The following is a 21,403-nucleotide window of genomic DNA, read 5'->3' on the forward strand; positions in this document are numbered from 1 at the left end:
CAGCTTTCGCGAACGAAGATTAATGGGCGGTAGGTTTTTGCGGGAGCGTGAACGAATGCCTCCGCGGTCTGCTAGCAGGATAGAGGTGGACAGGATCCCGTCGTTTCACCGGAGCTGAATCGCGGCACTGACGCCGCTGCGCGTTACACCTCCGGACAGCCTGGCGAACATACCTGCAACGGCGTGATTTTGCTGTTGTTTTGAAGTCATTAACCACGCTGGAAGCTGTTTTAGCAATGCCGCCAGATTTAAGACCTTGGCAAGGAATGGCTGCGAAATTGCAGCCTAGATGACGGGCTTGGATCCGGTAAGGAACAAGAGGCATGAAGCCGGACCGTCATTTGCCGGTGACACTACCGAACCCGGTATGTCCTCCTTTTTTGTATAGAGTCCAAGGGGACAATCCATGACTAGCATCAACTTCAATTCTTCTGCTTCGTCCGCTCTTCAGACACTGAGCACCATCAACAAGAGCCTGGAGCAGACGCAGAACAGCGTTTCGACCGGCTACAAGGTGAGCAAGGCTTCGGACAACGTTGCCTACTGGTCGATCTCGACCACGATGAATTCCGACAAGGGCGCCCTCAACGCTGCTTCCGACGCTCTGGGCGTTGGCGCTGCCAAGGTTGATACCGCCTATGCCGCCATGGAAAGCGCCATCGACGTCGTCAACGAAATCAAGGCGAAGCTTGTTACCGCTTCGGAAAGCTCGACCGACAAGGCTCAGATCCAGCTCGAAGTCGGCAAGCTGAAAGAACAGCTGTCCTCGATCGCCGAAGGCGCTTCGTTCAGCGGTGAAAACTGGATCGTCAAGGGCGACCAGGACTCTGCCAGCGTTGTCGACGGCTTCGTTCGCGACGCAGACGGCGCTGTCAAGGTCACGACGGCAACCTACGACATCGAAACCAACGCACTGTTTGACTCGGTCACAGCCGGCGTCGGCAGCGGCGGTATCCTCGGCGATCTGATGGCGACTGCCGATCTCACGGACTCGACGAGCGACACGGACATCGCAACCTACCTCTCAACTGTTGAAACGGCTCTTTCCAGCATGACGATCGCTGGCGGCGCACTTGGTGCTCTGACCACCCGTATCGACCTGCAGTCGGACTATTCCGGCCAGCTGTCTGACGCGATCGAAGAAGGCGTAAGCCGCTTGGTCGACGCCGACATGGAAGAAGAATCTGCCAAGCTGTCTGCCCTGCAGACCCAGCAGCAGCTCGCCATCCAGTCGCTGTCGATTGCCAACTCCTCTTCGCAGAACGTGCTCTCGCTGTTCCAGTAAGAAGACCAACCTTTACCTTCTGGTTTGTTCAAGAAAAGCCCCGGGTCATCCCCGGGGCTTTTTCCGTACCTTCGATCGGATCATGGTAAAGAAAGATATTTTTTCTCGTCAAAGATCGTCAGCCTTCGGACTTCATTAACGTTAATGCTGTTATCTAAGCTCATCTAAGCGGCGGGCCGGAATGAGTGAGTATTTTCCGACTGGCATGATGCACTCAGGCCGCTTTCCGGTGCTTCCGGAATGTCCCCTCCTTTTTGTTTTGCCTAGGGGTTTAGTAACATGACGAGTATCCTTACCAACACTGCAGCGAATTCTGCACTTCAGACGCTCAGCAACATCAACAAGGGCCTGGAAGACACTCAGGACCGCGTTTCTTCCGGCTACAAGGTCAGCAAAGCATCGGACAACGTTGCTTACTGGTCGATCTCCACCACAATGAATTCCGACCAGAAGGCCCTCAACTCCGCTACCGACGCGCTTGGCGTTGGCGCTGCGAAGGTCGACACGGCCTATGCCGCGATGGAAAGCGCCATCGACGTCGTCAACGAGATCAAGGCCAAGCTGGTTACGGCAACGGAAACCTCGACCGACAAGGAACAGATCCAGCTCGAAATCGACAAGCTGCAGGAACAGCTGTCGTCGATCGCGCAGGGCGCTTCCTTCAGCGGCGAGAACTGGATGGTCACTGGCGACCAGACAGACGGCGGTACGGTCGTAGACGGCTTCATCCGCAGCGATGACGGTACAGTCAAGGTCACGTCCGCCTCCTACGACATCCCGACCTATGCTCTGTTCGATGACGTGTCAGGCGGCGTCGGCACCGGCGGCGTCCTCAACGACACCATGGACATCGATCTCGCCACGATCACTGACGAAACCGACATCGCAGCGATGCTCGACACTGTGGAAACTGCTCTTGCGAGCATGACCATCGGCGGCGCCGCTCTCGGTGCTCTGACTACCCGTATCGATCTCCAGACGGACTATTCCAACCAGCTTTCGGACGCCATCGATGAGGGCATCAGCCGTCTCGTAGACGCTGACATGGAAGAAGAGTCTGCCAAGCTGTCTGCCCTGCAGACGCAGCAGCAGCTCGCTGTCCAGTCGCTGTCGATCGCGAATTCCAGCTCGGAAAACATCCTCACGCTCTTCCAGTAAGACGCGTTTGGTTCAACATACGAAAGAAAGGCCGCGCTCAATGCGCGGCCTTTTTTCGTCTCGTTGTCCGGGAATAAAACTTCGCCTTGGAGAAGGCGCCGTGCCTTACGAGAACGATCTCACCAGCGAGCCGACGAGAAGGTTCCAGCCGTCGATAAGGACGAAGAAAAGGATCTTGAACGGCAGCGAGATCGAGGTTGGCGGCAGCATCATCATGCCCATCGCCATCGTGATGCTGGCAACGATCATGTCGATGACGAGGAATGGCAGGACGATGAGAAAGCCGATTTCGAAGCCGCGGCGGATTTCCGACAGCATGAATGCCGGGATCAGCACGCGGTAATCCGTCTGCGCGCCGAGCGTGACCGTCTGGCCGCGTTCCCGGGCGATGTCGACGAACAGCGCCACATCCTTGTCGCGGACATTGGCGATCATGAATTCGCGAAACGGCTGGGCGATCCGCTGTATCGCTTCGGCCTCGTTGATCTGGTTCTGCAAAAGCGGCTGTGCGCCATCCTGCCAGGCACGGTCCATCGTCGGCGCCATGACGTAGAAGGTCATGAACAACGCCATGCTGGTCAGGATCATGTTGGACGGTGTGGTCGACAGGCCCATGCCGGACCGCAAGATCGAGAAGGCGATGATGAAGCGCGGGAAGCTCGTCACCATGATCAGGATGCCGGGCGCGATGGATAGAACCGTCAGCAGGCCGAAGGTGCGGATGATCCAGGCGGAAACCGAGCCGTCGACCGGCAGGTTCAGCATGTCCAGGGCAGACTGTTGCGCATTCGCCGCGTCGGGTAACGCAGCGAAGAGAGCAAGAACGGCTAAAAAACGAATCATTCGATGATGAAAGTCCTGAACACCAGATCAGCAACCTTGCCCTGAGACCTCAGCTTGGCGCGTTCCTTCAGGTCATCTCGGAGATAACCGAAGCCGCGTGGCCCCTGAATTTGCTGCAGCGACAAGGTCCGCATATAGGCGAGTATATCTTCCTGAATGGAAGCCGCCACCGCTTCATCGATGTTTTCACCGAATATTAACGAAACCTCGAGGCGGACCATGCTGTCCGAAGGATAGGCGAGGTTGGCAATGATCGGTTCCAGCGGCCGGACGTGGCTCGCACCGGCAGCGGCGCCGTGTTCCCCTCCCCCGGCAGGGGCCGCGGCTGCGCCATGACCGGCGGCAGGTGCCTCCTCCACGACCGGCGACGGGACGATCATCTTGCCGACAACCCAGCCTCCGCCCACGCCGACGACCGTCAGTCCCAGTACGGCCGCCGCAGTCATCACCAGGGAAGACTTTTTCTTCGCTGGTTGATCCGCCGTGAGGCTGGCGTCGGTCATGGTGGCTAAACTCCGCTAGTAGTGAGGGACATCGAATCGCGCCCGGTCAGATCGGCGAGAAGATGTCGCTGATCTGCTGGCCGACCGGCGGCTGCTGGACTTCCATCAGGCGACCGCGGCCGCCGTAGGAGATGCGTGCTTCGGCAATCTTCTCATAGGATATCGTGTTCTCGGCATTCACGTCCTGAGGGCGCACGATGCCGGCAACGTTGAGGATGCGGATCTCATGGTTGACGCGCACTTCCTGCGAGCCGCTGATGATGAGATTTCCGTTTTCGAGAACGCCGGTGACGACCGCGGCCACGAGAAGTGTGAGCTTCTCGGCGCGGCTGATGGAGCCCTTGCCGTTCGACTGGCTATCGGAATCAAAGCCCGCCGTCGAATCTGCCTCCGGCTTCCAGCCAAGAATTTCCGCGGCGGCCTGCCAGTTGGTGGTCTTGGAATTCTTGCGGCTGCGATCCGTCTCGTTGTCAAAGCTCGCCTTGTCGTTCATCGAGATATTGACCGTCAGGATGTCGCCAACGTTCAGCGCACGGGCATCCTTGAACAGGGCGCCCTGGCTGTCGCTCCACAGCGAGAAGCCGCTCGCCATGTGGCGCGGCTGCTTCGGATACATCGACATCTGCTGCGTCTGGCCATATTGCAGGCCGCTGCCGATCGGGCTCATGGCCGGCGCATTGCCGATTTCCTTGATGGTCGTCATCTGCCCGTTCTGACATCCGGCGATCAGCGATGTCATCGCAAGAAGAGCCGTGAGTTGCTTTTTCATGACGGGTCCTTGGAGGTATTGGGGTCTGCGGCGCTCGCCATGATCATTGCGACCATGGCAGCCTTCTGGGCGTCCATTTCGGCAAGGATCAGGCCCGATTGCCGCGGTGGCAGCTGCATGATGATGGCGGCTGCAATGTTGATGTTCATCTGGTCGAACTGCGGCGCGACTTCGTCAGCCTTTGCCGTCTTGTAGATTTCGACCAGACTGGCCTTGGCGCTGGCCAGGAACGCGTTGCGTTTCTTCAGCCAATCCTGATATTCGGCGCGCCGATTTTCGAGCTCGGTGATGCGCGTGTTGATGTCGCCCTGCAGCTTTTCCAGTTCCTGCTTCTGCAGGAGATAACGCTGGTCGCGGGCCGAATCGACAATGTTGCCGCAGAACTGCTGGACTTCCTGCTGGCTGCCTCCGGCTTCCTGTGCGGCGCCAAGAAGTTGCGGCTGCTGCTGCGCGCGGGCGCCCGGTAGGAGGCAGAGCGAGAGAGCGGCGGCGATCAGATAGACCGAGCTGCGAGTAGCGAGAACCGGGAACCTGCCTGAAACTGTGTTGGTCATTGCAGAACGAGCTCCGCTTGCAGGGCTCCGGCAGACTTAATCGCCTGGAGGATCGAGATGATGCCGTCCGGCTTGACGCCGATATTGTTCAGGCCGGCGACCAGCGTCTTCAGATCAGGTCCGTCGATGACGGCAATCGGTCCGCCGGTCTTTTCGGCCATGATGTCGGTCTGCGGCTGCACCGCCGTTTCTCCCCTAGAGAACGGTTCGGGCTGGATGACCTGCGGCGTCTCGGTGACCTGAACAGTCAACGTGCCGTAGCTGACTGCAACCCGGGCGACCCGGACATCGGCGCCGATGACGATCGTACCGGTGCGTTCGTTGATCACCACGCGTGCGGGGGCGTCGGTCTGGACCACGAGATTTTCGATGTCGCCCATCAGGCGGGTCAGGTCGGCTGAGCGCGGTTTCTGGACAACCACTTCCTGGCTGTCGCGCGCTTCGGCGATCGGATCGCCGAAGGTGCGGCGGGCATAGGCGTTGACGACATCGGCGATCCGAACCGATGTCGAGAAATCCGGGTTGCGAAGCTGCAGCACCAGATTGACCGAATCCTTGAACTTGGACGGAAGCTCGCGCTCGATGATCGCTCCCGACGGCACACGACCGGCTGTGGTGACGCCTTCGGTCAGTGTCGCAGCAGCACCCTGTGCGTTGAAGCCGGAGACGATCACCGATCCTTGTGCGACGGCGTAGATCTGTCCGTCGGCGCCGGTGAGCGATGTCATGATCAGCGTGCCGCCGCGCAACGAGGTGGCGTCGCCGAGCGAGCTGACATTGACGTCGATCCGGCTGCCCGGGCTCGCAAACGAGGGAAGATTGGCGGTGACCATGACCGCAGCAATGTTCTTGGCGCTGGACTGACCGCCCTGCGTCGAGATGCCGAGGTTCTGCAGCATGGCGCGCAGCGACTGATCGGTGAACGGAGACGAACGCAGGCTGTCGCCGGTTCCCTGCAGACCCACGACCAGGCCATAGCCGATCAACTGGTTCTCGCGACCGGACTGCAGCGAAGCGATATCCTTGATGCGGGACGACGTGGCCGTGGCATCGGTGACGGGCAGCATCGTGATGACCGCGATCGCCGCAATCATCAGTTTCCGGACCATACTCATTTCTGAACCACCTCGACGCTGCCGTCCGCCATCACCGTGCCGTTGACCATGACGCCCGTATCGAGGTTCCTGACCTTGATGACCTCGCCTGTCATCGCATCGTCCATGGGCGCGCCGCGGGCGGCGATGACCATGCGCTGCGACGAGAAGGTAAGCCTAACACTTGTGCCGCGCTTGACCGTGAAAGGATCGCGGAGAACGTTCAAAGGAATGGTGCGGCCGGCAAGCAGCGTCTTGCGCGTGACCTTGCCGACTACCTGATCCAGCGAACTGGCATAGCCCGGCGCGATATTCGGATTGGTGACGGCTACCTCGCTGACGAACGCTTCGCCGATCGTATCGCCCGGATAGATCGTGGTGCTGGGCACGACGGCATTGCGCGGCTCCGCGAATGCCGCCCCCGGCAGGATGAGCGCGCTCAAAAGCGCCCCGGCCAGCCAGGTCTTCATTCCGGTTTTCCAGCTGCTTGCCCGACCGGTTTTCCGGACGTTCTCTTGCCAAAGCATCATGCTCGGTCCGCCTTCTATGTTCCGCTACTTGAGGTTCTGGCTGACGATCTGCGCCATCTCGTCGGCGGTGGTGATCACCTTCGAGTTCATTTCATACGCACGCTGAGCGGAGATCAGATCGGTGATCTCCTTGACTGAATCGACGTTAGAGTTTTCGAGATAGCCCTGCTTGAGGTAGCCGAAGCCAGTCTCCTGCGGGTTGGCGACGACCGGCTGCCCGGATGCCGCCGTTTCAGAAAACAGGTTGTCGCCCAAAGGCTTCAGACCGGCATCGTTGACGAAGTTGGTCAGAGTGATCTGGCCGAGTTCCGTCGGGGTCGTCGATGTCCCGATCGTCGCATTGACGATCCCGTCTTCGCTGACGCTGACCGACGTCGCGTCAGTCGGAATGGTGATTTGCGGGATGACACCGTAACCGTCTGCAGTCACCAGTCTTCCGTTGGCATCCTTGTTGAAGGACCCGGCGCGGGTGTAGAGGGTCTCACCGTTGGTGCCTTCGACCATGAACCAACCACGCCCGACGATCGCCATGTCAAGATCGTTGCTCGTCTGGGTGATTTCGCCCTGGATGTGGAGCTTGCGGACGGACTGCGTCTGAACACCGAGACCGATATTGGCACCTTCCGGCACAGCGGACTGATCGGCGCGGTTGGCGACGCCCGAAGCGCGCTCGGTCTGATAGAGAAGGTCGGTAAACTCGGCACGCGACCGCTTGAAGCCGGTCGTGTTGATGTTGGCGATGTTGTTTGCGATGACTTCGAGATTGGTCTGCTGCGCATCCATGCCGGTGGCGGCAATTGCTAGTGCTCTCATGGTCTCTGCTCCAGTCTCTAGATCTGCATCTTGGTGATGTCGAGGTAGGCGGACACGATCTTGTCGCGGAACGCCGTCGCAGTCTTCAGCGCCTGTTCGGCCTGGAGAACGGCATCGACCACTTCACGCGTGTTCGCCTTGCCCTGGATGCCGGCAAACGATGCAGTTTCACCGCCCTTGACGGCGTTGATCGCGTCTGTTGCCATGCTGCCCAGGACATCACCGAAGCCCGGTCCTGCAACGGCCGTCGTTGCCGCGTTGACCGCGGTGCCGAGAACATTTGCTGCCGTATTGTCGCCGGAGACGCCGTCGGTCTGCTTTGTGAACAGGCCAAGGCCCTCAATAGGATTGATCATCTTTAACCTTTCAAGAGATCGATGGTCGCCGAGATCAGATCGCGGGACTGGCGAATGCTCTGGAGATTTGCCTCGTAGCTGCGGTTTGCTTCACGCAGGTCTGCCATTTCGATCAGCATGTTGACGTTCGGCATCTTGACGACGCCGTTTGCGTCCGCTGCCGGATTGCTGGGGTCGAGTTCTTCAACGAAGTCACCCTTGTCGACACCGATCTTCTGGACGCCGACGGTCCTGACCCCTGTTGCCCGGTCGAGTTCGGCGCCGAACGTCACCGTCTTGCGGCGATAGGGATCGGCACCCGGCGTATCGCCGGTGGTGCGGGCGTTGGCGATGTTTTCCGACACGATGCGGAGCCTGGTCGCTTCCGCTTCCATGCCGCTGCCAGAAATCTTGAGGGCTGCTGATAAAGGATCCATTGGGCTCACTTGCCGACTGCGGTCAACATCATGTTGTGGAACGCCTTCACCAGCTGCGTATTCAGCTCGTACTGGCGCTTGATCTCCCCGCTCTTGGAGAGTTCGCTGGCAACAGCAACCGTGTTGCCCGACTCCTGGTTGCCGATCTCGTTGTTGAGATCTTCGTCCCTGACGTCGACATTGTCCGAGCCAAGGCCGACGCTGGCGAAATGGGCCGAATTGGTGCGCGCCATCGGGATGTTCGAGGCGTCGAGTACCGATTGGAACGGCGTCACGTCCTGTGCCCGGTATTGTGGTGTATTCGCGTTGGCGATGTTGGTGCTGACGACTTGTTGCCGGATCGACAGCCACTCCGCCTGCCTGGAGGCAAGCTCAAACAATTGGATCTGTTGCATCACGTCTTCTCCGTCTTCTCGACAAAGGAGTAAGATTAGAAACTTGCGTGGGACTTGTGCTGATGCCCGCAGACCCGCGGCGAGCCCGGCAACAAAGATGAATGCTGCGTGGGTGCGGACCCGTTGCACGAGGTTTTGCGGGTCGACCGTTGAGGCCTAATTAACTTTCTGTTAAACATAAGCTTACAAATTGCTGCAAAAGCGATGGGCCTGCGTCTTCGACCAGGCGGGCATGAAGCCATTCGATCGCAGCCAGATGTTTTGGCAAAATCCCTTAGTTTTCAAGGATCATGCCTGATGTCCGACGCTATTTCCGTCAGCTATATCCAGAGTGCGTTGCAGACTCTGCTGTTCACCAGTGATTCGCTGGAAGAGGCACAGAAGCGTACCTCCAGCGGCTACAAGATCAATTCCCCGGCGGATAATGCGAGCTACTGGTCGGTCGCAAATTCGATGACGTCGGACACGAAAATTCTGAGCAGCGTGAACGATGCGCTCGGTCTTGGCGCCGCAAAGGTCGATGCCGCCTATTCCGCTGTCGAATCGTCGATCGATATTGCCGACCAGATCGTGGCCAACCTGACCACCGCCAAGGAAGACGGTGTCGACCAGAGCGCCGTCAACGCCACAATCAGCGATCTCAAGGCCAGCCTCTCATCACTGATCAAATCCGCATCGTTCGGGAGTGACAACTGGCTTTACAACTCGTCGGAGGCCGACGCTGGCGCGAAAACCGTTCCGGCCTATTTCCAGCGCAGTGTGTCGGGTTCAGTATCGCTGTCCTACGCGACATTCGATGCAAGCAATTCCACGCTGATCGATACCGGCGATGCAAACCGCGGGCTTCTTACGAGCTCGATCGATCCGAGTACTCTTGCCTCGAACGGAACCGGCTCGGGCAAACAGTATTATCTGCTGGACGCAGGGTCGGAGATCGCCACGGATGGTTCGCCGATCGAACTGACCGACGAGACGACGTCCGAAGACATCGACGACATGATCAACGTCATGAACTACATTCAGCAGAAGCTGACGACGCTCGGTTCAACGCTTGGGACGATGTCGAACCGGATCGATACCCAGTCGAGCTTCGTTTCGAGCCTGGCGGACGTGTTTGACAAGAGCATCTCGCACCTCATCGATGCGGACATGGAGGCGGAGTCGACCAAGGTCAGCGCCTATCAGGCCCAGCAGGAGCTTTCGTCCCAGATCCTCGGCATGGCCAATACCCATCTGCAGAGCCTCGCGACCCTCTTTAGGTAGGGCGGCCTTCTTCAGCGCCACGGCTCTGAAATTATCGCAATAAAAAGCCTCGGACGCCGGTGGACTGACCCCATCAAAGCTGGATCAGCTTTGATGGGCAGCGTACGGACGTGCCGAAGCTTTTTGCTGTGCTGCCAGTTGCTTACTGGGCGCTCTCGTACATTTCTCCGGTGGAGGTGACGATCACCCATTTGCCGTTCTTCTGGGTAAGCGCGGCCAGACGGCTGTTGTCCGGCAGGACCGAACCCGTCTGAACAATGTACATTCCCCGATCGTCCTCGATCATCGCGCGTCCGTTGGCGACGTGAAGAAGACGGAAGCTAGAGCGTCCAGGGAACGGCTGCTGAGTGCCCGTGTCCTCGCCCTTCGCATCGGCCGAGCCCGCCTTGGGAACTGTTGCCGTTACAAGCAGGTCGGTCGGGTCCTCGGGCGGTCTGCGGGCCACCGACATCGGCGGTACTTCGACCACGTCGCGCTGACGGAAGCTGCGCAGGTCGCGCAGTTGCTCCCAACCCGAAACGTTGACGCCGAACTTATCTTCGTTGAGGAAGACGTACCACGGGAACATGGCGGCGGCGACGGCGAGCAACAACGTGCCGCCCTTCAGCGTGATGTCTGCCGCCGTGGTCTTTTCGTCCGACTTCTTCTTGAAGCGTTTTGCCAGTTTCTGCCGTTGCGTGAATTTCATCCCCAATCCTCATCAACCCCTCTTGAGAGCCGGCATCTGGCCTTGGGCCGCGACATTGCGCAGCGCGATGGCCAGCTCCGCGTAGGCGTCGGCAACGCGCTTGTCGCCGGGCGTCTGCTTCAGCACTTCATAGATCGCGGGCACCTGCCTCACCGCCATGTCGAGATCGGCATCGGTCCCTTGCCGGTAGCCACCGATCAGGCGCAGATCGCGGGTTTCCTCGAAGCGATGCATCAGTGTTTTCAACCGCATGACCAGTTTCTCCTGGTCGGGCGTCCAGGCTTTTCGGGCGAGACGCGAGATCGACGACAGGGGATTGATCGGCGGGTAGCGACCTTCGTCGGCGAGACCGCGCTCCAGCACAATGTGCCCGTCGAGAATGCCGCGGGCGGAGTCGGAGACCGGATCGTTGTGGTTATCGCCGTCGACGAGGACGGAAATGATGGCGGTGATCGTGCCGCTGTCTTCGAGGCCCGGCCCTGCCCGTTCCAGCAGTTTGGGCAGTTCGGTAAACACCGAAGCCGGATAGCCGCGCGAAATCGGCAACTCGCCGCCGGCGATCGCGACTTCACGCACCGCATGCGCAAAGCGCGTCACGCTGTCTGCGATGAACAGCACGTTTTCGCCCTTGTCGCGAAAGTGTTCGGCAATAGTCATGGCGATCAGCGGCGCCATCTTGCGCAGCATTGGGCTTTCATCGCTCGTGGCCACCACGGCGATCGATTTCTTCATGTTCTCGCCCATCGTGTCTTCGATGAATTCGCGCACCTCGCGGCCGCGTTCCCCGACGAGGGCAATCACGACGCGGTCGAACGCATCGGCGCCGGCCATCATCGACAGGAGCGTCGACTTGCCGACGCCGGAGCCTGCGAAAATGCCGAGACGCTGGCCGAAGCAGAGCGGCGTGAAGATATCGATCGCCTTGACGCCGGTACGGAAACCTTCCTCGACGCGACGGCGGGACATGGATGGCGGCGCGGTACTCATGATCGACCGCGCCACGTCGCCCTGCACGAGCGGGCCGCGGTCGTCGATCGGCCGGCACAGCGCATCGATGGCGCGACCACACCAGCTGTCATGCGGGGATACCTTGAACTCACCGATGCGCAGAACACTGTCACGGATGCCGATCGGCTCGCCCGGTTCGATCGGGCAGATATGAACCTGGTCGGACTCGACCTTGATCACCTGGCCGAGATGCGTACCAACACTGCTGCAATGCTCGACGAAGTCGCCCAGCCTGACATGTTTCGAAAGGCCGCTGACGGTGTAATAGGTCGCGGAAATTGCGGTGACCACGCCGCCCGGTGCAAACGCAAAGGCCGGCCCGGTGTGGCGCCCAACAAGGGCTGCCAAGAGATCGAGCTTGTTTGCCGGGCCGTGAACTGTCTGACTTGCGGTCATGAGGGATCGTTTTCCGGCTTACTGGCTACCGCCCAAGGTCTTGATGGCCTCGGTGAAGCTGCTGTCTGTGGAGCTGAGAAGCGAGGAAATGCTTTCAAAATTGCGGCTGATCGAAATCAGCTCGGTCATCTGGCCGATGCCGTTGACGTTCGACTGCTCGATAAAGCCCTGCATGACGCCGACGTCGCTGTTGTCGACGACCGGCTGTGCCGGTGACGACGGCAGGACGCCGCTGTTTTCATAGCGCAGATAGCCCTTGGAAAGATCGGCCTGGAAGAGACCCAGCGAAGCGACAATCCTGCCGTCCTGCATGATGCGGCCATCGGTGCCGACCGAGGGCGGGCCGCCGTTGCGGTCGAGCTGGATGGCGCCACCTCCGGCATCGAGAACCGGATAGCCCCGGATCGACTGGAGTTCGCCCGTGTCTGCCATGGTGAAGCGTCCGTCACGGGTCAAGACCTGGCCCGCCGGCGTATCGATCGCCATCCATGCGTCACCCTTGACCGCAAAGTCGAGAGGGTTGCCGGTCTGCTGCAGTTCTCCCGATCTCGTGGAGAGGTAGTCGTTGCCCTGCGACACGAAGGAGACCGACGCGGAGATGTTGTTGTCGATCTTGGCGAGCATCTGGTCGAACTTTACTTCGGTCGCCCGGAAGCCGACGGTGTTCATGTTGGCCATGTTGTCCGCGACGGTCGTCAACCGCCGCTCAAGCGCCATTTGGGCCGACAGGCCAACATAAATACCAGATTGCATCGATGGATCTCCTGAGATGAAGCGGCTCCTACCATCGAGGAATCGCCGAGCGGCCTGAACCGGCCTTCGTGCGCATTCAAACAGGGGTTGCTTGTGTGAAGCTGATCGAAAGTGCGAAACGGCGGAGAGGCCGCGATAGCCAGCTTCACGCAAGGCTACCCGCCTAGATGTTCCGCTGCATTAATGACGGCGGATACACATCAAAATGATGATCATTGTGGGTTTCATAATCACTATTGGCTGCGTGCTTGGTGGCTTCATGGCCATGGGCGGCCATCTCAATGTTCTGTTCCAGCCTTTCGAGCTGGTGATCATCGGCGGCGCAGGCCTGGGCGGCTTTATCATGGCCAACCCGATCAAGGTCGTGAAAGACAGCGGCAAGGCACTGGGTGAAGCCTTCAAGTTCGCGGTTCCCAAGGAGCGCGAATATCTCGACATCCTCGGCGTTCTCTACGCACTGATGCGCGACCTCAGAACCAAGCCGCGCAACGAGATCGAAGCGCATATCGACAACCCGCAGGAATCGTCGATCTTCCAGACGGCTCCGACGGTTCTGAAAAACAAGCAGCTGACCGTGTTCATCTGCGACTATGTTCGCCTGATCATCATCGGCAACGCCCGCAGCCACGAGATCGAGGCGCTGATGGACGAAGAGCTGGAGACGATGCTGTCGGACAAGCTCAAGCCCTATCATGCGATTACCGCAATGGGAGACTCCTTCCCGGCCATCGGTATCGTCGCCGCCGTTCTCGGTGTCATCAAGGCCATGGGCAAGATCAACGAGTCGCCTGAGGTCCTGGGCGGACTGATCGGCGCCGCACTGGTCGGCACTATGCTCGGTATCATTCTCTCCTACTGCGTTTGCAATCCGCTGACCTCGCAGATCAAGGTCGTCCGCACAAAGCAGCATCGCCTCTACACGATCGTCAAGCAGACGCTCATCGCCTACATGAACGGCTCCGTACCGCAGGTCGCTCTCGAATACGGTCGCAAGACCATCGGCAACGGCGATCGTCCTTCGATCGACGCCGTCGAGCAGGAGATGATGAACCCCGGTGGTGAGAGCAAGGCGGCCTAACGATGAACAATCCGTCGAGCGAAGTCACTAAGCCGATTGACCCGATCGTCCTTGCGCGGCTGACAGGCAGCCTGGGTGACGTGAAGACGATTGCCCATTGCTGCAGCGATGTTGCGGCCCTGCAATGCCAGCTTCTCGGCGATGTCGTCCAAGAGGAAATGCAGCTCGACATCGGCGTCGAGTATGCCGGCCACGTCTCCGGTCTGCGCTCTCAGGTCATCGCGGGGCTTGGCTCGGGTTACACGCTTGTCAGCGCCAGTCAGCGCAACTGGTGTACCCATTTCGTGATCGCCACCCGGAACAGCCTGCCGATCGCCATGATCGCGCAGCTGCTCGGCGATACTGACCAGCCTTCTGATGACACGCGCACGTTGACGTCTATCGAGGGCGATATCGCATCGCTGCTCGTTTCGCGGATCGCGGGCGTGCTTCGCCTCGGCCTCGGCCCCAAGGGAGAGTTCGAGCCGGTGCTGTCGCCATGCTATCCGATCACCGACTACGCCCGGCAGTCGCTGGAGATCCCCGACTGTTTCGCAGCCGCGGTCCGGCTTCAGGTCAAGCTTGGATCGCTGACGGGTGAGGTCGTGATCGTCATTCCGCAAAGCGTGTTGCTGAAGACGACGATCACCCGTCCTTCCGGACAACTGGCAAACAGTCTTCCGGGGCCGGCCGAGGCCGTTGCCGATCACGTGCTGCGCTCGCAGATCGATCTTTGCGCGCGCATCAAGCTCACGCCGCTCAAGCTTGGCTCAATTGCCAGATTGAAGCCTGGTGATACCATACCGTTCGAAGACATCGGCGACATTGGGGTCGATATGGATGCGAACGGGAAACTGATCTACCGCTGCGAGTTCGGCCGGTCCGGCGACAGCTATTCCGTAAAGATAAAATCCAACGTCTCTCCAGACGGCAATATACTCAAAAAAATTCTCGATAATTGACGCGGCGCTTCCGCGCCCGGCAGCTTCAGACAAGTTTCGATGTGGATAATAGATCATGGCTAGAAAAACGACCGTCAAAAACGAACTGACCGAAGATCCGATCGCCTCGAGCAGCCTGGATCTGGAACACGCGATCGACGACCTGCGTGGCGCATTGAAGGCGGACGAGGACGGCACGCTGCTGTCGGCCGATCCGTTCGCGTCACCGGCCTCCGATTTCGGCAGCGACAGCTTCGGTTCGACGGATTTCGGAACGAGCGACTTTGGCTCGACCGATTTCGGCGGCAGCGACTTTGGTGGTGGCGACCTTGGCAAGTCCGACTTCGGAGCCAGCAGCTTTGGTGGCGGCGCAAGTGCGATGCCGAGCTTCGGATCCGACACGCACGGCGAAAGCCTCGAGGCCAATCATGACCTCATCTTGGACATTCCGATCGATGTCCAGATCGTGCTCGGTTCAAGCCGCATGCCGGTCAAGGGTCTGATGAGCCTCAAGGAAGGCACGACGATCACGCTCGACAAGAAAATCGGCGAGCCGGTCGATATCACCGTGAACGGTCGCCTGATCGCCCGCGGCGAAATCACGCTTCTCGAAGACGACGATACACGCTTCGGCGTAAAGCTCACTGAATTGTCAGGAGCTCCCAAGAGCTAAAATGAATTTAGCGTTTTAGGACAAGCCCATGATGGACTTCGATACCTTTAGTGACAACCTGCCCGGCCAGCCGCTTTCTCAGGCAGAGAAAGCGGCTGCGGTTCTGCTCGCAATGGGAACGGGCGTTGCAGGTAAGCTGCTGAAGTATTTTACCCAAGCCGAACTGCAGACAATCATTGCCTCCGCGCAGAGCCTGCGCGCCATTCCGCCAGACGAACTGACCACTCTCGTCAACGAGTTCGAAGACCTGTTCACCGAGGGAACAGGTTTGATGGACAACGCCATGGCGATGGAAAAGATTCTCGACGAAGGCCTAACGCCGGAAGAGGTCGACGGACTGCTCGGCAGACGCACCGCGTTCCAGACCTACGAGGACAGTCTCTGGGACCGTCTTCAGGACGCCGATCCGGTTTTCATCTGCAAGTATCTCGGCCGCGAACATCCGCAGACGATCGCCTACATCCTTTCGATGCTGCCTTCCGCCTTTGGTGCGAAGATCCTGGTCGAACTGCCGGAAAGCCTGCGTGCCGACATCATGAAGCGTGCGGTGAACCTGAAGAACGTCAATCCGCAGGCGGTGCAGATCATCGAAAAGCGGATCGCCGATCTCGTCAACGAAATCGATGCCGAGCGGAACTCGACCGGCCCGGTCAAGGTCGCAGACCTGATGAACCAGCTCGAAAAGCCGCAGGTCGATTCCCTGCTCGAATCACTGGAACAGGTCAGCCAGGAAGCAGCCCAGAAGGTTCGGCCGAAGATCTTCCTGTTCGAAGATCTCATGGTCATGCCGCAGCGCAGCCGTGTCATCCTGCTCAACGATATCGCGGGCGACATCCTGACGATGGCGCTGAAAGGTTCGTCGGCACCGATGCGCGAATCCGTGCTCGTCTGCCTCAGCCCACGCCAGCGCCGCATGGTCGAATCGGATCTTGCCGCCGGCGGTACGATCAACCCGCGCGAAGTGGCGCTTGCCCGCCGCGCGATCTCGCAGGAAGCGATCCGGCTTGCCAATTCCGGCCAGATCGAACTCAAGGAAAAAGAAGCACCGGCAAGCGAAGCGGCCTGATTGCCTCCGCTGCCGGACGCATCCAACACCGAAATGCCCGCCTCGTGCGGGCATTTTGTTATCCTTCGCCATCTCGGATGCGGTCAAGCATAGCCGGGACACGATGGAAACTATGCTCGCAGCGCCGCGAATCGGTTAAGGCTTTCGCGCTCGCCGAGCTGGACGAGTATGGGGAGATGTCGCGCTTTCGTGGGCCGACATGCTGAATGCCACTGGGAGAGATCGATGTCGAATAAGCGCATATTGCTGGTCGGAGCCGGATTGTCGGGCGCCGTCATCGCCAGGAAACTTGCGGAGGCCGGTCATTCCGCTGTCGTTCTCGACGAGCGCGCCCACATCGCCGGCAACTGTTTTACCGAGCGTGACAGCGATACGGGCGTGATGGTGCATGTCTACGGACCGCACATCTTTCATACCGACGATGAGCCGGTCTGGGATTATGTTAACCGGTTCCAGACCTTCATGCCCTATGTCAACCGCGTGAAGACGACCAGTGGCGGGCGCGTGTTCCTGCTGCCGATCAACCTGCACACGATCAACCAGTTCTTCGGCAAGACGCTGCGACCCGACGAGGCAAGAGAGTTCATCGCGTCGCTGGCCGATACGTCCATCGGTGAGCCGAAGACGTTCGAAGAGCAGGCTTTGAAATTCGTCGGCCGTGATCTCTATGAGGCGTTCCTGAAGGGCTACACGGTCAAGCAATGGGGCTGCGAGCCAAGCCAGCTGCCGGCCAGCATTTTGAAGCGTCTGCCCGTCCGTTTCAACTATGACGACAACTACTTTTTCCATCGTTTTCAGGGCATGCCTGAGAACGGCTATACGGAAATGGTTGAACGCATTCTCAATCACGAGCGCATCGAGGTCAGGCTCGGGACCCGTTTCACCCGGCCAGATGCCGCGTCATTCGACCATGTCTTCTATTCGGGACCGCTTGACGGTTACTTCGACTTCGAACTGGGTCGGCTAGGCTATCGGACGCTGGATTTCGACCGCTTCAGCTATAACGGCGACTACCAGGGCTGCGCCGTGATGAACTACGGCGATCTCGACATTCCCTATACCCGCATTACCGAGCACAAACATTTCTCGCCTTGGGAAACCCATGAGAAGAGCATCTGCTACCGGGAATATTCGCGCGCCTGCGGACCAAGCGACATCCCCTACTATCCGGTCCGCATGGCCGACGAAAAGGCCCTGCTCGAGCGCTATGTCGAGCTGGCCCGGACGCAGCAGAACGTGACATTCGTCGGCAGGCTCGGCACCTATCGTTACCTCGACATGGACGTGACGATCCGCGAGGCCCTGGACACGGGGGACGCCTATATCAACGCCCTGCAGGGGAAAGGCGCGCTCGGAGCGTTTTTCGTTAATCCGTAGAGAGATCGTCAGAGACAACCATGTGTCTAACAGTTGGGGCGCGGTTATAAACCGCGCCCCAACTTCGTTTAGAGAGTGCCGGGAAGACCAGAGAGTCTGTGGTCTCCCCGTTAGTCGCAATCAGTAGGTTTTGTACGCTGCAATAACGGCCTCAACCTGTGCAGTGTTCAGTGCCTGAAGCTGCGATGACGACAATGCAGCCATGTGGGTGCTGTCGAGACCGGCGAGTGCGTCCGTGGAGAAGCCGGCGACCGCCTTCAGGCCAATAGCAGAGATCTCGTCGGTGGAGAACAATCCGAGCTCTGTGGCGTCCAGCGTACCTACCTGGGCGGAGCTCAGACCAGCGATCTGCGTGCTGGTCAGCGCTGTCACCTGATCGGAAGACATAGCGCTGAACTGGGTGGATGTCAGTGCTGCAACCTGTGTCGAGCTCAGAGCCGCAATATTGTCCGTGCTCAGCTTGGTAACATCCAAGCCACCGATCGCCTTTTTGCTGATCGCAGCAATATCGGTGGTCGAGAAGGTCGCGAGCTGGCCCGAGGACAAGGCGGCAAGCTGGGTCGACGAAAGTCCCGCAACCTGTGTCGAGGTCAGAGCTTCCGCATTGGCTGTCGTGAGACCGGCGATTGCGTCAGAGGAAAGGCCGGCAAGAGCCTTGGCGCTGATGGCCGCAATTTCGTCGGTGGAGAACAGCGCAATTTCTGTCGAGTCCAGAGTTCCTACCTGGGCGGAGCTCAGACCAGCGATCTGCGTGCTGGTCAGCGCTGTCACCTGATCGGAAGACATAGCGCTGAACTGCGTGGCTGTCAGAGCTGCAACCTGCGTCGAGCTCAGAGCCGCGACATTTGCCGTGCTGAGCTTGGTAAGATCCAAGCCACCGATCGCCTTCTTGCTGATCGCAGCCATATCGTCGGACGAGAAGGTCGCGAGCTGGCTCGAGGACAAGGCGGCAAGCTGGGTCGACGAAAGTCCTGCGACCTGTGTCGTGGTGAGGGCTTCCGCGCCGCCTGTGCCAAGACCGGCGATTGCGTCAGCGGAGAGGCCAGCAAGAGCCTTGGCGCTGATGGCAGCAATTTCGTCAGTCGAGAACAGTGCAATCTCAGTCGAATCCAGAGTTCCAATCTGAGCGGAGCTCAGACCGGCGATCTGCGTGCTGGTCAGCGCTGTCACCTGATCGGAAGACATAGCGCCGAACTGGGTGGATGTCAGTGCTGCAATCTGCGTCGAGCTCAGAGCCGCAATATTGTCCGTGCTCAGCTTGGTAACATCCAAGCCACCGATCGCCTTTTTGCTGATCGCAGCCATATCGTCAGACGAGAAGGTCGCGAGCTGGCCCGAAGACAGGGCGGCAAGCTGGGTCGACGAAAGTCCTGCAACCTGCGTCGTGGTCAGGGCTTCCGCGCTGCCTGTGCCGAGACCGGCGACTGCGTCAGCGGCGAGGCCAGCAAGAGCCTTCGCGCTGATGGCAGCAATTTCGTCGGTGGAGAACAATGCAATTTCTGCAGAGTCCAAGGTCCCTACCTGAGCGGAGCTCAGACCGGCGATCTGCGTGCTGGTCAGCGCTGTCACCTGATCGGAAGACATAGTGCCGAACTGCGTTGCTGACAGAGCTGCAACCTGCGTCGAGCTCAGAGCCGCGACATTTGCCGTGCTGAGCTTGGTAAGATCCAAGCCACCGATCGCCTTCTTGCTGATCGCAGCCATATCGTCGGACGAGAAGGTCGCGAGCTGGCTCGAGGACAAGGCGGCAAGCTGGGTCGAAGAAAGTCCTGCAACCTGTGTCGTGGTCAGGGCTTCCGCACCGCCTGTGCCGAGACCGGCGATTGCGTCAGCGGAGAGGCCACCGAGAGCTTTGGCACTGATGGCAGCAATTTCGTCGGTCGAGAACAATGCAATTTCTGTGGAGTCCAAGGTCCCTACCTGGGCGGAGCTCAGACCGGCGATCTGCGTGGTGCTCAGCACCGTCAACTGATCGGAAGACAGACTGCCGAATTGCGTGGCCGACAGCGCAGCAATCTGAGTCGAGCTGAGAGCTGCGATATTGTCCGTGCTGAGCTTGGTAACATCCAGCCCGGCAAGAGCCTTTTTGCTGATCGCAGCCATATCGTCAGACGAGAAGGTCGCGAGCTGGCCCGAAGACAGGGCGGCAAGCTGGGTCGAAGAAAGTCCTGCGACCTGTGTCGTGGTCAGGGCTTCGGTGCTGCCGGTGGTGAGGCCGGCGATTGCGTCAGCGGAGAGGCCACCGAGAGCCTTGATACTGATGGCCGCAATTTCGTCGGTGGAGAACAATGCTATTTCTGCAGAGTCCAGGGTCCCTACCTGAGCGGAGCTCAGACCGGCGACTTGCGTGCTGGTCAGCGCCGTCACCTGATCGGAAGACAAACCGCCGAATTGCGTCGCTGAAAGCGCTGCAACCTGCGTGGAGCTAAGAACTGCGACATTGTCGGTGCTGAGCTTGGCAACATCCAGGCCAGCGATCGCACTCTTGCTGATTGCGACGATCTGCGTGCTATCAAGAGACCCGATTTGCGCAGTTGAGAGCTCAGCAACCTGGCTGCTGTACAGACCTGCCACCTGAGCGGTGGAGAATCCATCGAGCTGTGCAGAGCTGAGAATTTGGATCTGATCGAGGCTCAAGCCCGCAAGTGACTTTACCGAAATGGCGCTCATATCCGCTGAATCGAAGCGAGCTAGGCCGTCGGTCGTTAGGGCGGCAATCTGCGATGAGGTGAGGGATTTGATTTGAGCACTGCTCAAAGCATCGACATCTTCCGAGGTCAATCCCGCGATCGTGGTCGTCGATAGTTTGGAAATCTGCGTATTGGATAGGGAAGAGATGATCGTGGTCATGGACGTGTCCTTGATGTCGTTAACGAGAGGTCACGCCTATCTGCCGTCAGACACCCACACACCTGGCGGCAATCCGACCTTGCGCAAATACAGCGAAACAAAAGGGGACATGGCTCACGTGAACCTTGGCGTCGGAAAGGCATCATGCAATTCGAGCCAGAACATAGCTCGGATTTCCCACGCTCACTTGTGCGAAAACTTGAACGCTGTTTTCGCGCCCTAAAATATTTAGCCGAAAATTCTTAAATGAGGCTTAACAAGGGCACAGGCATAAAGTGTTGGCGCTCCGTCCCACACATTGTTGGGTTAATCCAGCGATGCCTGGAGCTTTCCGCTGCTGCGAACAAGAACAGTTGGTAGGCATGATAGATTCGAAATTCATGAATTACCAAAGTCACTTGGCCACAGCTTATTTTTATTAAAAATGCATCCACTACAAATACGGTTACCCATATGGACCGAGAGATCGCAGCTCTTAAGGTTGGAGAACAGATATCAGGCGCTGCTGCGAAAAAACTCAGGCGCTTTCTCCAATACTAACGGCTACTGCACCAACCACGTTTATTCTTCTGCTATTTCGTCGGAGAATTAAGCGATGTGACATACATGGACATG

At 58.9% G+C, this 21,403-nt stretch carries 22 protein-coding genes; 8 read left to right on the top strand and 14 right to left on the bottom strand.

Going from position 1 to position 21,403, the window contains the following annotated elements; genetic code table 11:
- Window positions 1-406 precede the first annotated feature (406 nt).
- Together ACQY1J_RS17905 and ACQY1J_RS17910 are read left to right on the top strand one after the other, a co-directional pair.
- Window positions 407-1,285, top strand: coding sequence for a flagellin (locus tag ACQY1J_RS17905; protein ID WP_113109495.1), 879 nt, complete (start codon window positions 407-409; stop codon window positions 1,283-1,285).
- A 279-nt stretch (window positions 1,286-1,564) separates the two neighbouring features.
- On the top strand, window positions 1,565-2,443 hold the full coding sequence (locus ACQY1J_RS17910; RefSeq protein WP_092661184.1) for a flagellin: 879 nt from the start codon (window positions 1,565-1,567) through the stop codon (window positions 2,441-2,443).
- Window positions 2,444-2,548: 105 nt separating this feature from the next.
- Here the strand turns inward: ACQY1J_RS17910 and fliP are convergent, their stop codons facing one another.
- The 10 genes from fliP to flgB all read right to left on the bottom strand — a co-directional run bounded on the left by fliP (window position 2,549) and on the right by flgB (window position 8,716).
- On the bottom strand, window positions 2,549-3,286 hold the full coding sequence (gene fliP / locus ACQY1J_RS17915) for a flagellar type III secretion system pore protein FliP (protein WP_062453804.1): 738 nt from the start codon (window positions 3,284-3,286) through the stop codon (window positions 2,549-2,551).
- Window positions 3,283-3,789: a flagellar basal body-associated FliL family protein gene (locus ACQY1J_RS17920; RefSeq protein ID WP_092661182.1), complete on the bottom strand. Its 507-nt coding sequence runs from the start codon at window positions 3,787-3,789 to the stop codon at window positions 3,283-3,285. Before ACQY1J_RS17920 ends, fliP begins: the two co-directional genes overlap by 4 nt.
- 46 nt (window positions 3,790-3,835) lie before the next feature.
- Complete coding sequence (gene flgH / locus ACQY1J_RS17925; protein ID WP_062453806.1) at window positions 3,836-4,558, bottom strand: flagellar basal body L-ring protein FlgH; 723 nt, start codon at window positions 4,556-4,558, stop codon at window positions 3,836-3,838.
- Window positions 4,555-5,112: a MotE family protein gene (locus tag ACQY1J_RS17930; protein WP_062579097.1), complete on the bottom strand. Its 558-nt coding sequence runs from the start codon at window positions 5,110-5,112 to the stop codon at window positions 4,555-4,557. The genes flgH and ACQY1J_RS17930 overlap by 4 nt, the downstream gene beginning before the upstream one ends.
- Window positions 5,109-6,206, bottom strand: coding sequence for a flagellar basal body P-ring protein FlgI (locus ACQY1J_RS17935; RefSeq protein ID WP_371816134.1), 1,098 nt, complete (start codon window positions 6,204-6,206; stop codon window positions 5,109-5,111). The genes ACQY1J_RS17930 and ACQY1J_RS17935 overlap by 4 nt, the downstream gene beginning before the upstream one ends.
- A 17-nt stretch (window positions 6,207-6,223) precedes the next feature.
- Entirely contained in the window at window positions 6,224-6,676 is a 453-nt protein-coding gene (flgA, locus tag ACQY1J_RS17940; RefSeq protein ID WP_244473995.1) for a flagellar basal body P-ring formation chaperone FlgA, read from the bottom strand.
- Window positions 6,677-6,760: 84 nt separating this feature from the next.
- Complete coding sequence (flgG, locus tag ACQY1J_RS17945; RefSeq protein WP_062453809.1) at window positions 6,761-7,549, bottom strand: flagellar basal-body rod protein FlgG; 789 nt, start codon at window positions 7,547-7,549, stop codon at window positions 6,761-6,763.
- A 17-nt stretch (window positions 7,550-7,566) separates the two neighbouring features.
- On the bottom strand, window positions 7,567-7,905 hold the full coding sequence (locus ACQY1J_RS17950; protein WP_062453810.1) for a flagellar hook-basal body complex protein FliE: 339 nt from the start codon (window positions 7,903-7,905) through the stop codon (window positions 7,567-7,569).
- Window positions 7,906-7,907: 2 nt separating this feature from the next.
- Window positions 7,908-8,321: a flagellar basal body rod protein FlgC gene (gene flgC / locus ACQY1J_RS17955; protein WP_062453811.1), complete on the bottom strand. Its 414-nt coding sequence runs from the start codon at window positions 8,319-8,321 to the stop codon at window positions 7,908-7,910.
- A 5-nt stretch (window positions 8,322-8,326) separates the two neighbouring features.
- Window positions 8,327-8,716, bottom strand: coding sequence for a flagellar basal body rod protein FlgB (gene flgB, locus ACQY1J_RS17960; RefSeq protein WP_062453812.1), 390 nt, complete (start codon window positions 8,714-8,716; stop codon window positions 8,327-8,329).
- A gap of 297 nt (window positions 8,717-9,013) precedes the next feature.
- Here flgB and ACQY1J_RS17965 point away from each other — a divergent pair, with 297 nt between their 5' ends.
- Window positions 9,014-9,979, top strand: a complete 966-nt coding sequence (locus ACQY1J_RS17965; protein ID WP_062453813.1) for a flagellin — start codon at window positions 9,014-9,016, stop codon at window positions 9,977-9,979.
- A gap of 142 nt (window positions 9,980-10,121) precedes the next feature.
- On the opposite strand, the gene ACQY1J_RS17970 is transcribed toward ACQY1J_RS17965, so the two are convergent.
- Genes ACQY1J_RS17970 through flgF form a run of 3 tightly spaced genes read right to left on the bottom strand, consistent with a single transcriptional unit; the run spans window position 10,122 to window position 12,824 of the window.
- The gene (locus ACQY1J_RS17970; protein ID WP_062579093.1) at window positions 10,122-10,667 is read right to left on the bottom strand and encodes a hypothetical protein; all 546 of its coding nucleotides are present in this window, start codon (window positions 10,665-10,667) and stop codon (window positions 10,122-10,124) included.
- Window positions 10,668-10,679: 12 nt separating this feature from the next.
- A complete protein-coding gene (gene fliI, locus ACQY1J_RS17975; protein WP_062453815.1) occupies window positions 10,680-12,071 on the bottom strand; it encodes a flagellar protein export ATPase FliI in 1,392 nt (463 codons plus the stop codon).
- Window positions 12,072-12,089: 18 nt separating this feature from the next.
- On the bottom strand, window positions 12,090-12,824 hold the full coding sequence (flgF, locus tag ACQY1J_RS17980; protein WP_062453816.1) for a flagellar basal-body rod protein FlgF: 735 nt from the start codon (window positions 12,822-12,824) through the stop codon (window positions 12,090-12,092).
- A gap of 205 nt (window positions 12,825-13,029) precedes the next feature.
- Here flgF and motA point away from each other — a divergent pair, with 205 nt between their 5' ends.
- The 5 genes from motA to glf all read left to right on the top strand — a co-directional run bounded on the left by motA (window position 13,030) and on the right by glf (window position 17,938).
- Entirely contained in the window at window positions 13,030-13,902 is an 873-nt protein-coding gene (gene motA / locus ACQY1J_RS17985; RefSeq protein ID WP_062453817.1) for a flagellar motor stator protein MotA, read from the top strand.
- A 2-nt stretch (window positions 13,903-13,904) separates the two neighbouring features.
- Window positions 13,905-14,843: a FliM/FliN family flagellar motor switch protein gene (locus tag ACQY1J_RS17990; protein ID WP_092661176.1), complete on the top strand. Its 939-nt coding sequence runs from the start codon at window positions 13,905-13,907 to the stop codon at window positions 14,841-14,843.
- A gap of 55 nt (window positions 14,844-14,898) precedes the next feature.
- Window positions 14,899-15,495 (top strand): flagellar motor switch protein FliN, encoded by a 597-nt coding sequence (gene fliN, locus ACQY1J_RS17995; RefSeq protein ID WP_062453819.1) that lies wholly within the window; start codon window positions 14,899-14,901, stop codon window positions 15,493-15,495.
- Window positions 15,496-15,523: 28 nt separating this feature from the next.
- Window positions 15,524-16,561, top strand: coding sequence for a flagellar motor switch protein FliG (gene fliG / locus ACQY1J_RS18000; RefSeq protein ID WP_062453820.1), 1,038 nt, complete (start codon window positions 15,524-15,526; stop codon window positions 16,559-16,561).
- Window positions 16,562-16,786: 225 nt separating this feature from the next.
- Complete coding sequence (glf, locus tag ACQY1J_RS18005; RefSeq protein WP_113166201.1) at window positions 16,787-17,938, top strand: UDP-galactopyranose mutase; 1,152 nt, start codon at window positions 16,787-16,789, stop codon at window positions 17,936-17,938.
- Window positions 17,939-18,058: 120 nt separating this feature from the next.
- Here glf and ACQY1J_RS18010 read toward each other — a convergent pair whose 3' ends face one another.
- Window positions 18,059-20,788, bottom strand: a complete 2,730-nt coding sequence (locus ACQY1J_RS18010; RefSeq protein WP_092661172.1) for a beta strand repeat-containing protein — start codon at window positions 20,786-20,788, stop codon at window positions 18,059-18,061.
- Window positions 20,789-21,403: the final 615 nt, after the last annotated feature.

Source organism: Neorhizobium sp. DAR64860/K0K1, assembly GCF_050500205.1.
In the GTDB taxonomy this organism is placed as follows: Bacteria; Pseudomonadota; Alphaproteobacteria; order Rhizobiales; family Rhizobiaceae; genus Neorhizobium; species Neorhizobium soli.

What these genes read in the sequence shown, in the direction of transcription:
- ACQY1J_RS17905 (WP_113109495.1), top strand. Translation starts at nt 407, where the DNA reads ATGACTAGCATCAACTTCAATTCTTCTGCTTCGTCCGCTCTTCAGACA.
- ACQY1J_RS17910 (WP_092661184.1), top strand. Translation starts at nt 1,565, where the DNA reads ATGACGAGTATCCTTACCAACACTGCAGCGAATTCTGCACTTCAGACG.
- fliP (WP_062453804.1), bottom strand. Translation starts at nt 3,286, where the DNA reads ATGATTCGTTTTTTAGCCGTTCTTGCTCTCTTCGCTGCGTTACCCGAC.
- ACQY1J_RS17920 (WP_092661182.1), bottom strand. Translation starts at nt 3,789, where the DNA reads ATGACCGACGCCAGCCTCACGGCGGATCAACCAGCGAAGAAAAAGTCT.
- flgH (WP_062453806.1), bottom strand. Translation starts at nt 4,558, where the DNA reads ATGAAAAAGCAACTCACGGCTCTTCTTGCGATGACATCGCTGATCGCC.
- ACQY1J_RS17930 (WP_062579097.1), bottom strand. Translation starts at nt 5,112, where the DNA reads ATGACCAACACAGTTTCAGGCAGGTTCCCGGTTCTCGCTACTCGCAGC.
- ACQY1J_RS17935 (WP_371816134.1), bottom strand. Translation starts at nt 6,206, where the DNA reads ATGATTGCGGCGATCGCGGTCATCACGATGCTGCCCGTCACCGATGCC.
- flgA (WP_244473995.1), bottom strand. Translation starts at nt 6,676, where the DNA reads ATGAAGACCTGGCTGGCCGGGGCGCTTTTGAGCGCGCTCATCCTGCCG.
- flgG (WP_062453809.1), bottom strand. Translation starts at nt 7,549, where the DNA reads ATGAGAGCACTAGCAATTGCCGCCACCGGCATGGATGCGCAGCAGACC.
- ACQY1J_RS17950 (WP_062453810.1), bottom strand. Translation starts at nt 7,905, where the DNA reads ATGATCAATCCTATTGAGGGCCTTGGCCTGTTCACAAAGCAGACCGAC.
- flgC (WP_062453811.1), bottom strand. Translation starts at nt 8,321, where the DNA reads ATGGATCCTTTATCAGCAGCCCTCAAGATTTCTGGCAGCGGCATGGAA.
- flgB (WP_062453812.1), bottom strand. Translation starts at nt 8,716, where the DNA reads ATGCAACAGATCCAATTGTTTGAGCTTGCCTCCAGGCAGGCGGAGTGG.
- ACQY1J_RS17965 (WP_062453813.1), top strand. Translation starts at nt 9,014, where the DNA reads ATGTCCGACGCTATTTCCGTCAGCTATATCCAGAGTGCGTTGCAGACT.
- ACQY1J_RS17970 (WP_062579093.1), bottom strand. Translation starts at nt 10,667, where the DNA reads ATGAAATTCACGCAACGGCAGAAACTGGCAAAACGCTTCAAGAAGAAG.
- fliI (WP_062453815.1), bottom strand. Translation starts at nt 12,071, where the DNA reads ATGACCGCAAGTCAGACAGTTCACGGCCCGGCAAACAAGCTCGATCTC.
- flgF (WP_062453816.1), bottom strand. Translation starts at nt 12,824, where the DNA reads ATGCAATCTGGTATTTATGTTGGCCTGTCGGCCCAAATGGCGCTTGAG.
- motA (WP_062453817.1), top strand. Translation starts at nt 13,030, where the DNA reads ATGATGATCATTGTGGGTTTCATAATCACTATTGGCTGCGTGCTTGGT.
- ACQY1J_RS17990 (WP_092661176.1), top strand. Translation starts at nt 13,905, where the DNA reads ATGAACAATCCGTCGAGCGAAGTCACTAAGCCGATTGACCCGATCGTC.
- fliN (WP_062453819.1), top strand. Translation starts at nt 14,899, where the DNA reads ATGGCTAGAAAAACGACCGTCAAAAACGAACTGACCGAAGATCCGATC.
- fliG (WP_062453820.1), top strand. Translation starts at nt 15,524, where the DNA reads ATGATGGACTTCGATACCTTTAGTGACAACCTGCCCGGCCAGCCGCTT.
- glf (WP_113166201.1), top strand. Translation starts at nt 16,787, where the DNA reads ATGTCGAATAAGCGCATATTGCTGGTCGGAGCCGGATTGTCGGGCGCC.
- ACQY1J_RS18010 (WP_092661172.1), bottom strand. Translation starts at nt 20,788, where the DNA reads ATGACCACGATCATCTCTTCCCTATCCAATACGCAGATTTCCAAACTA.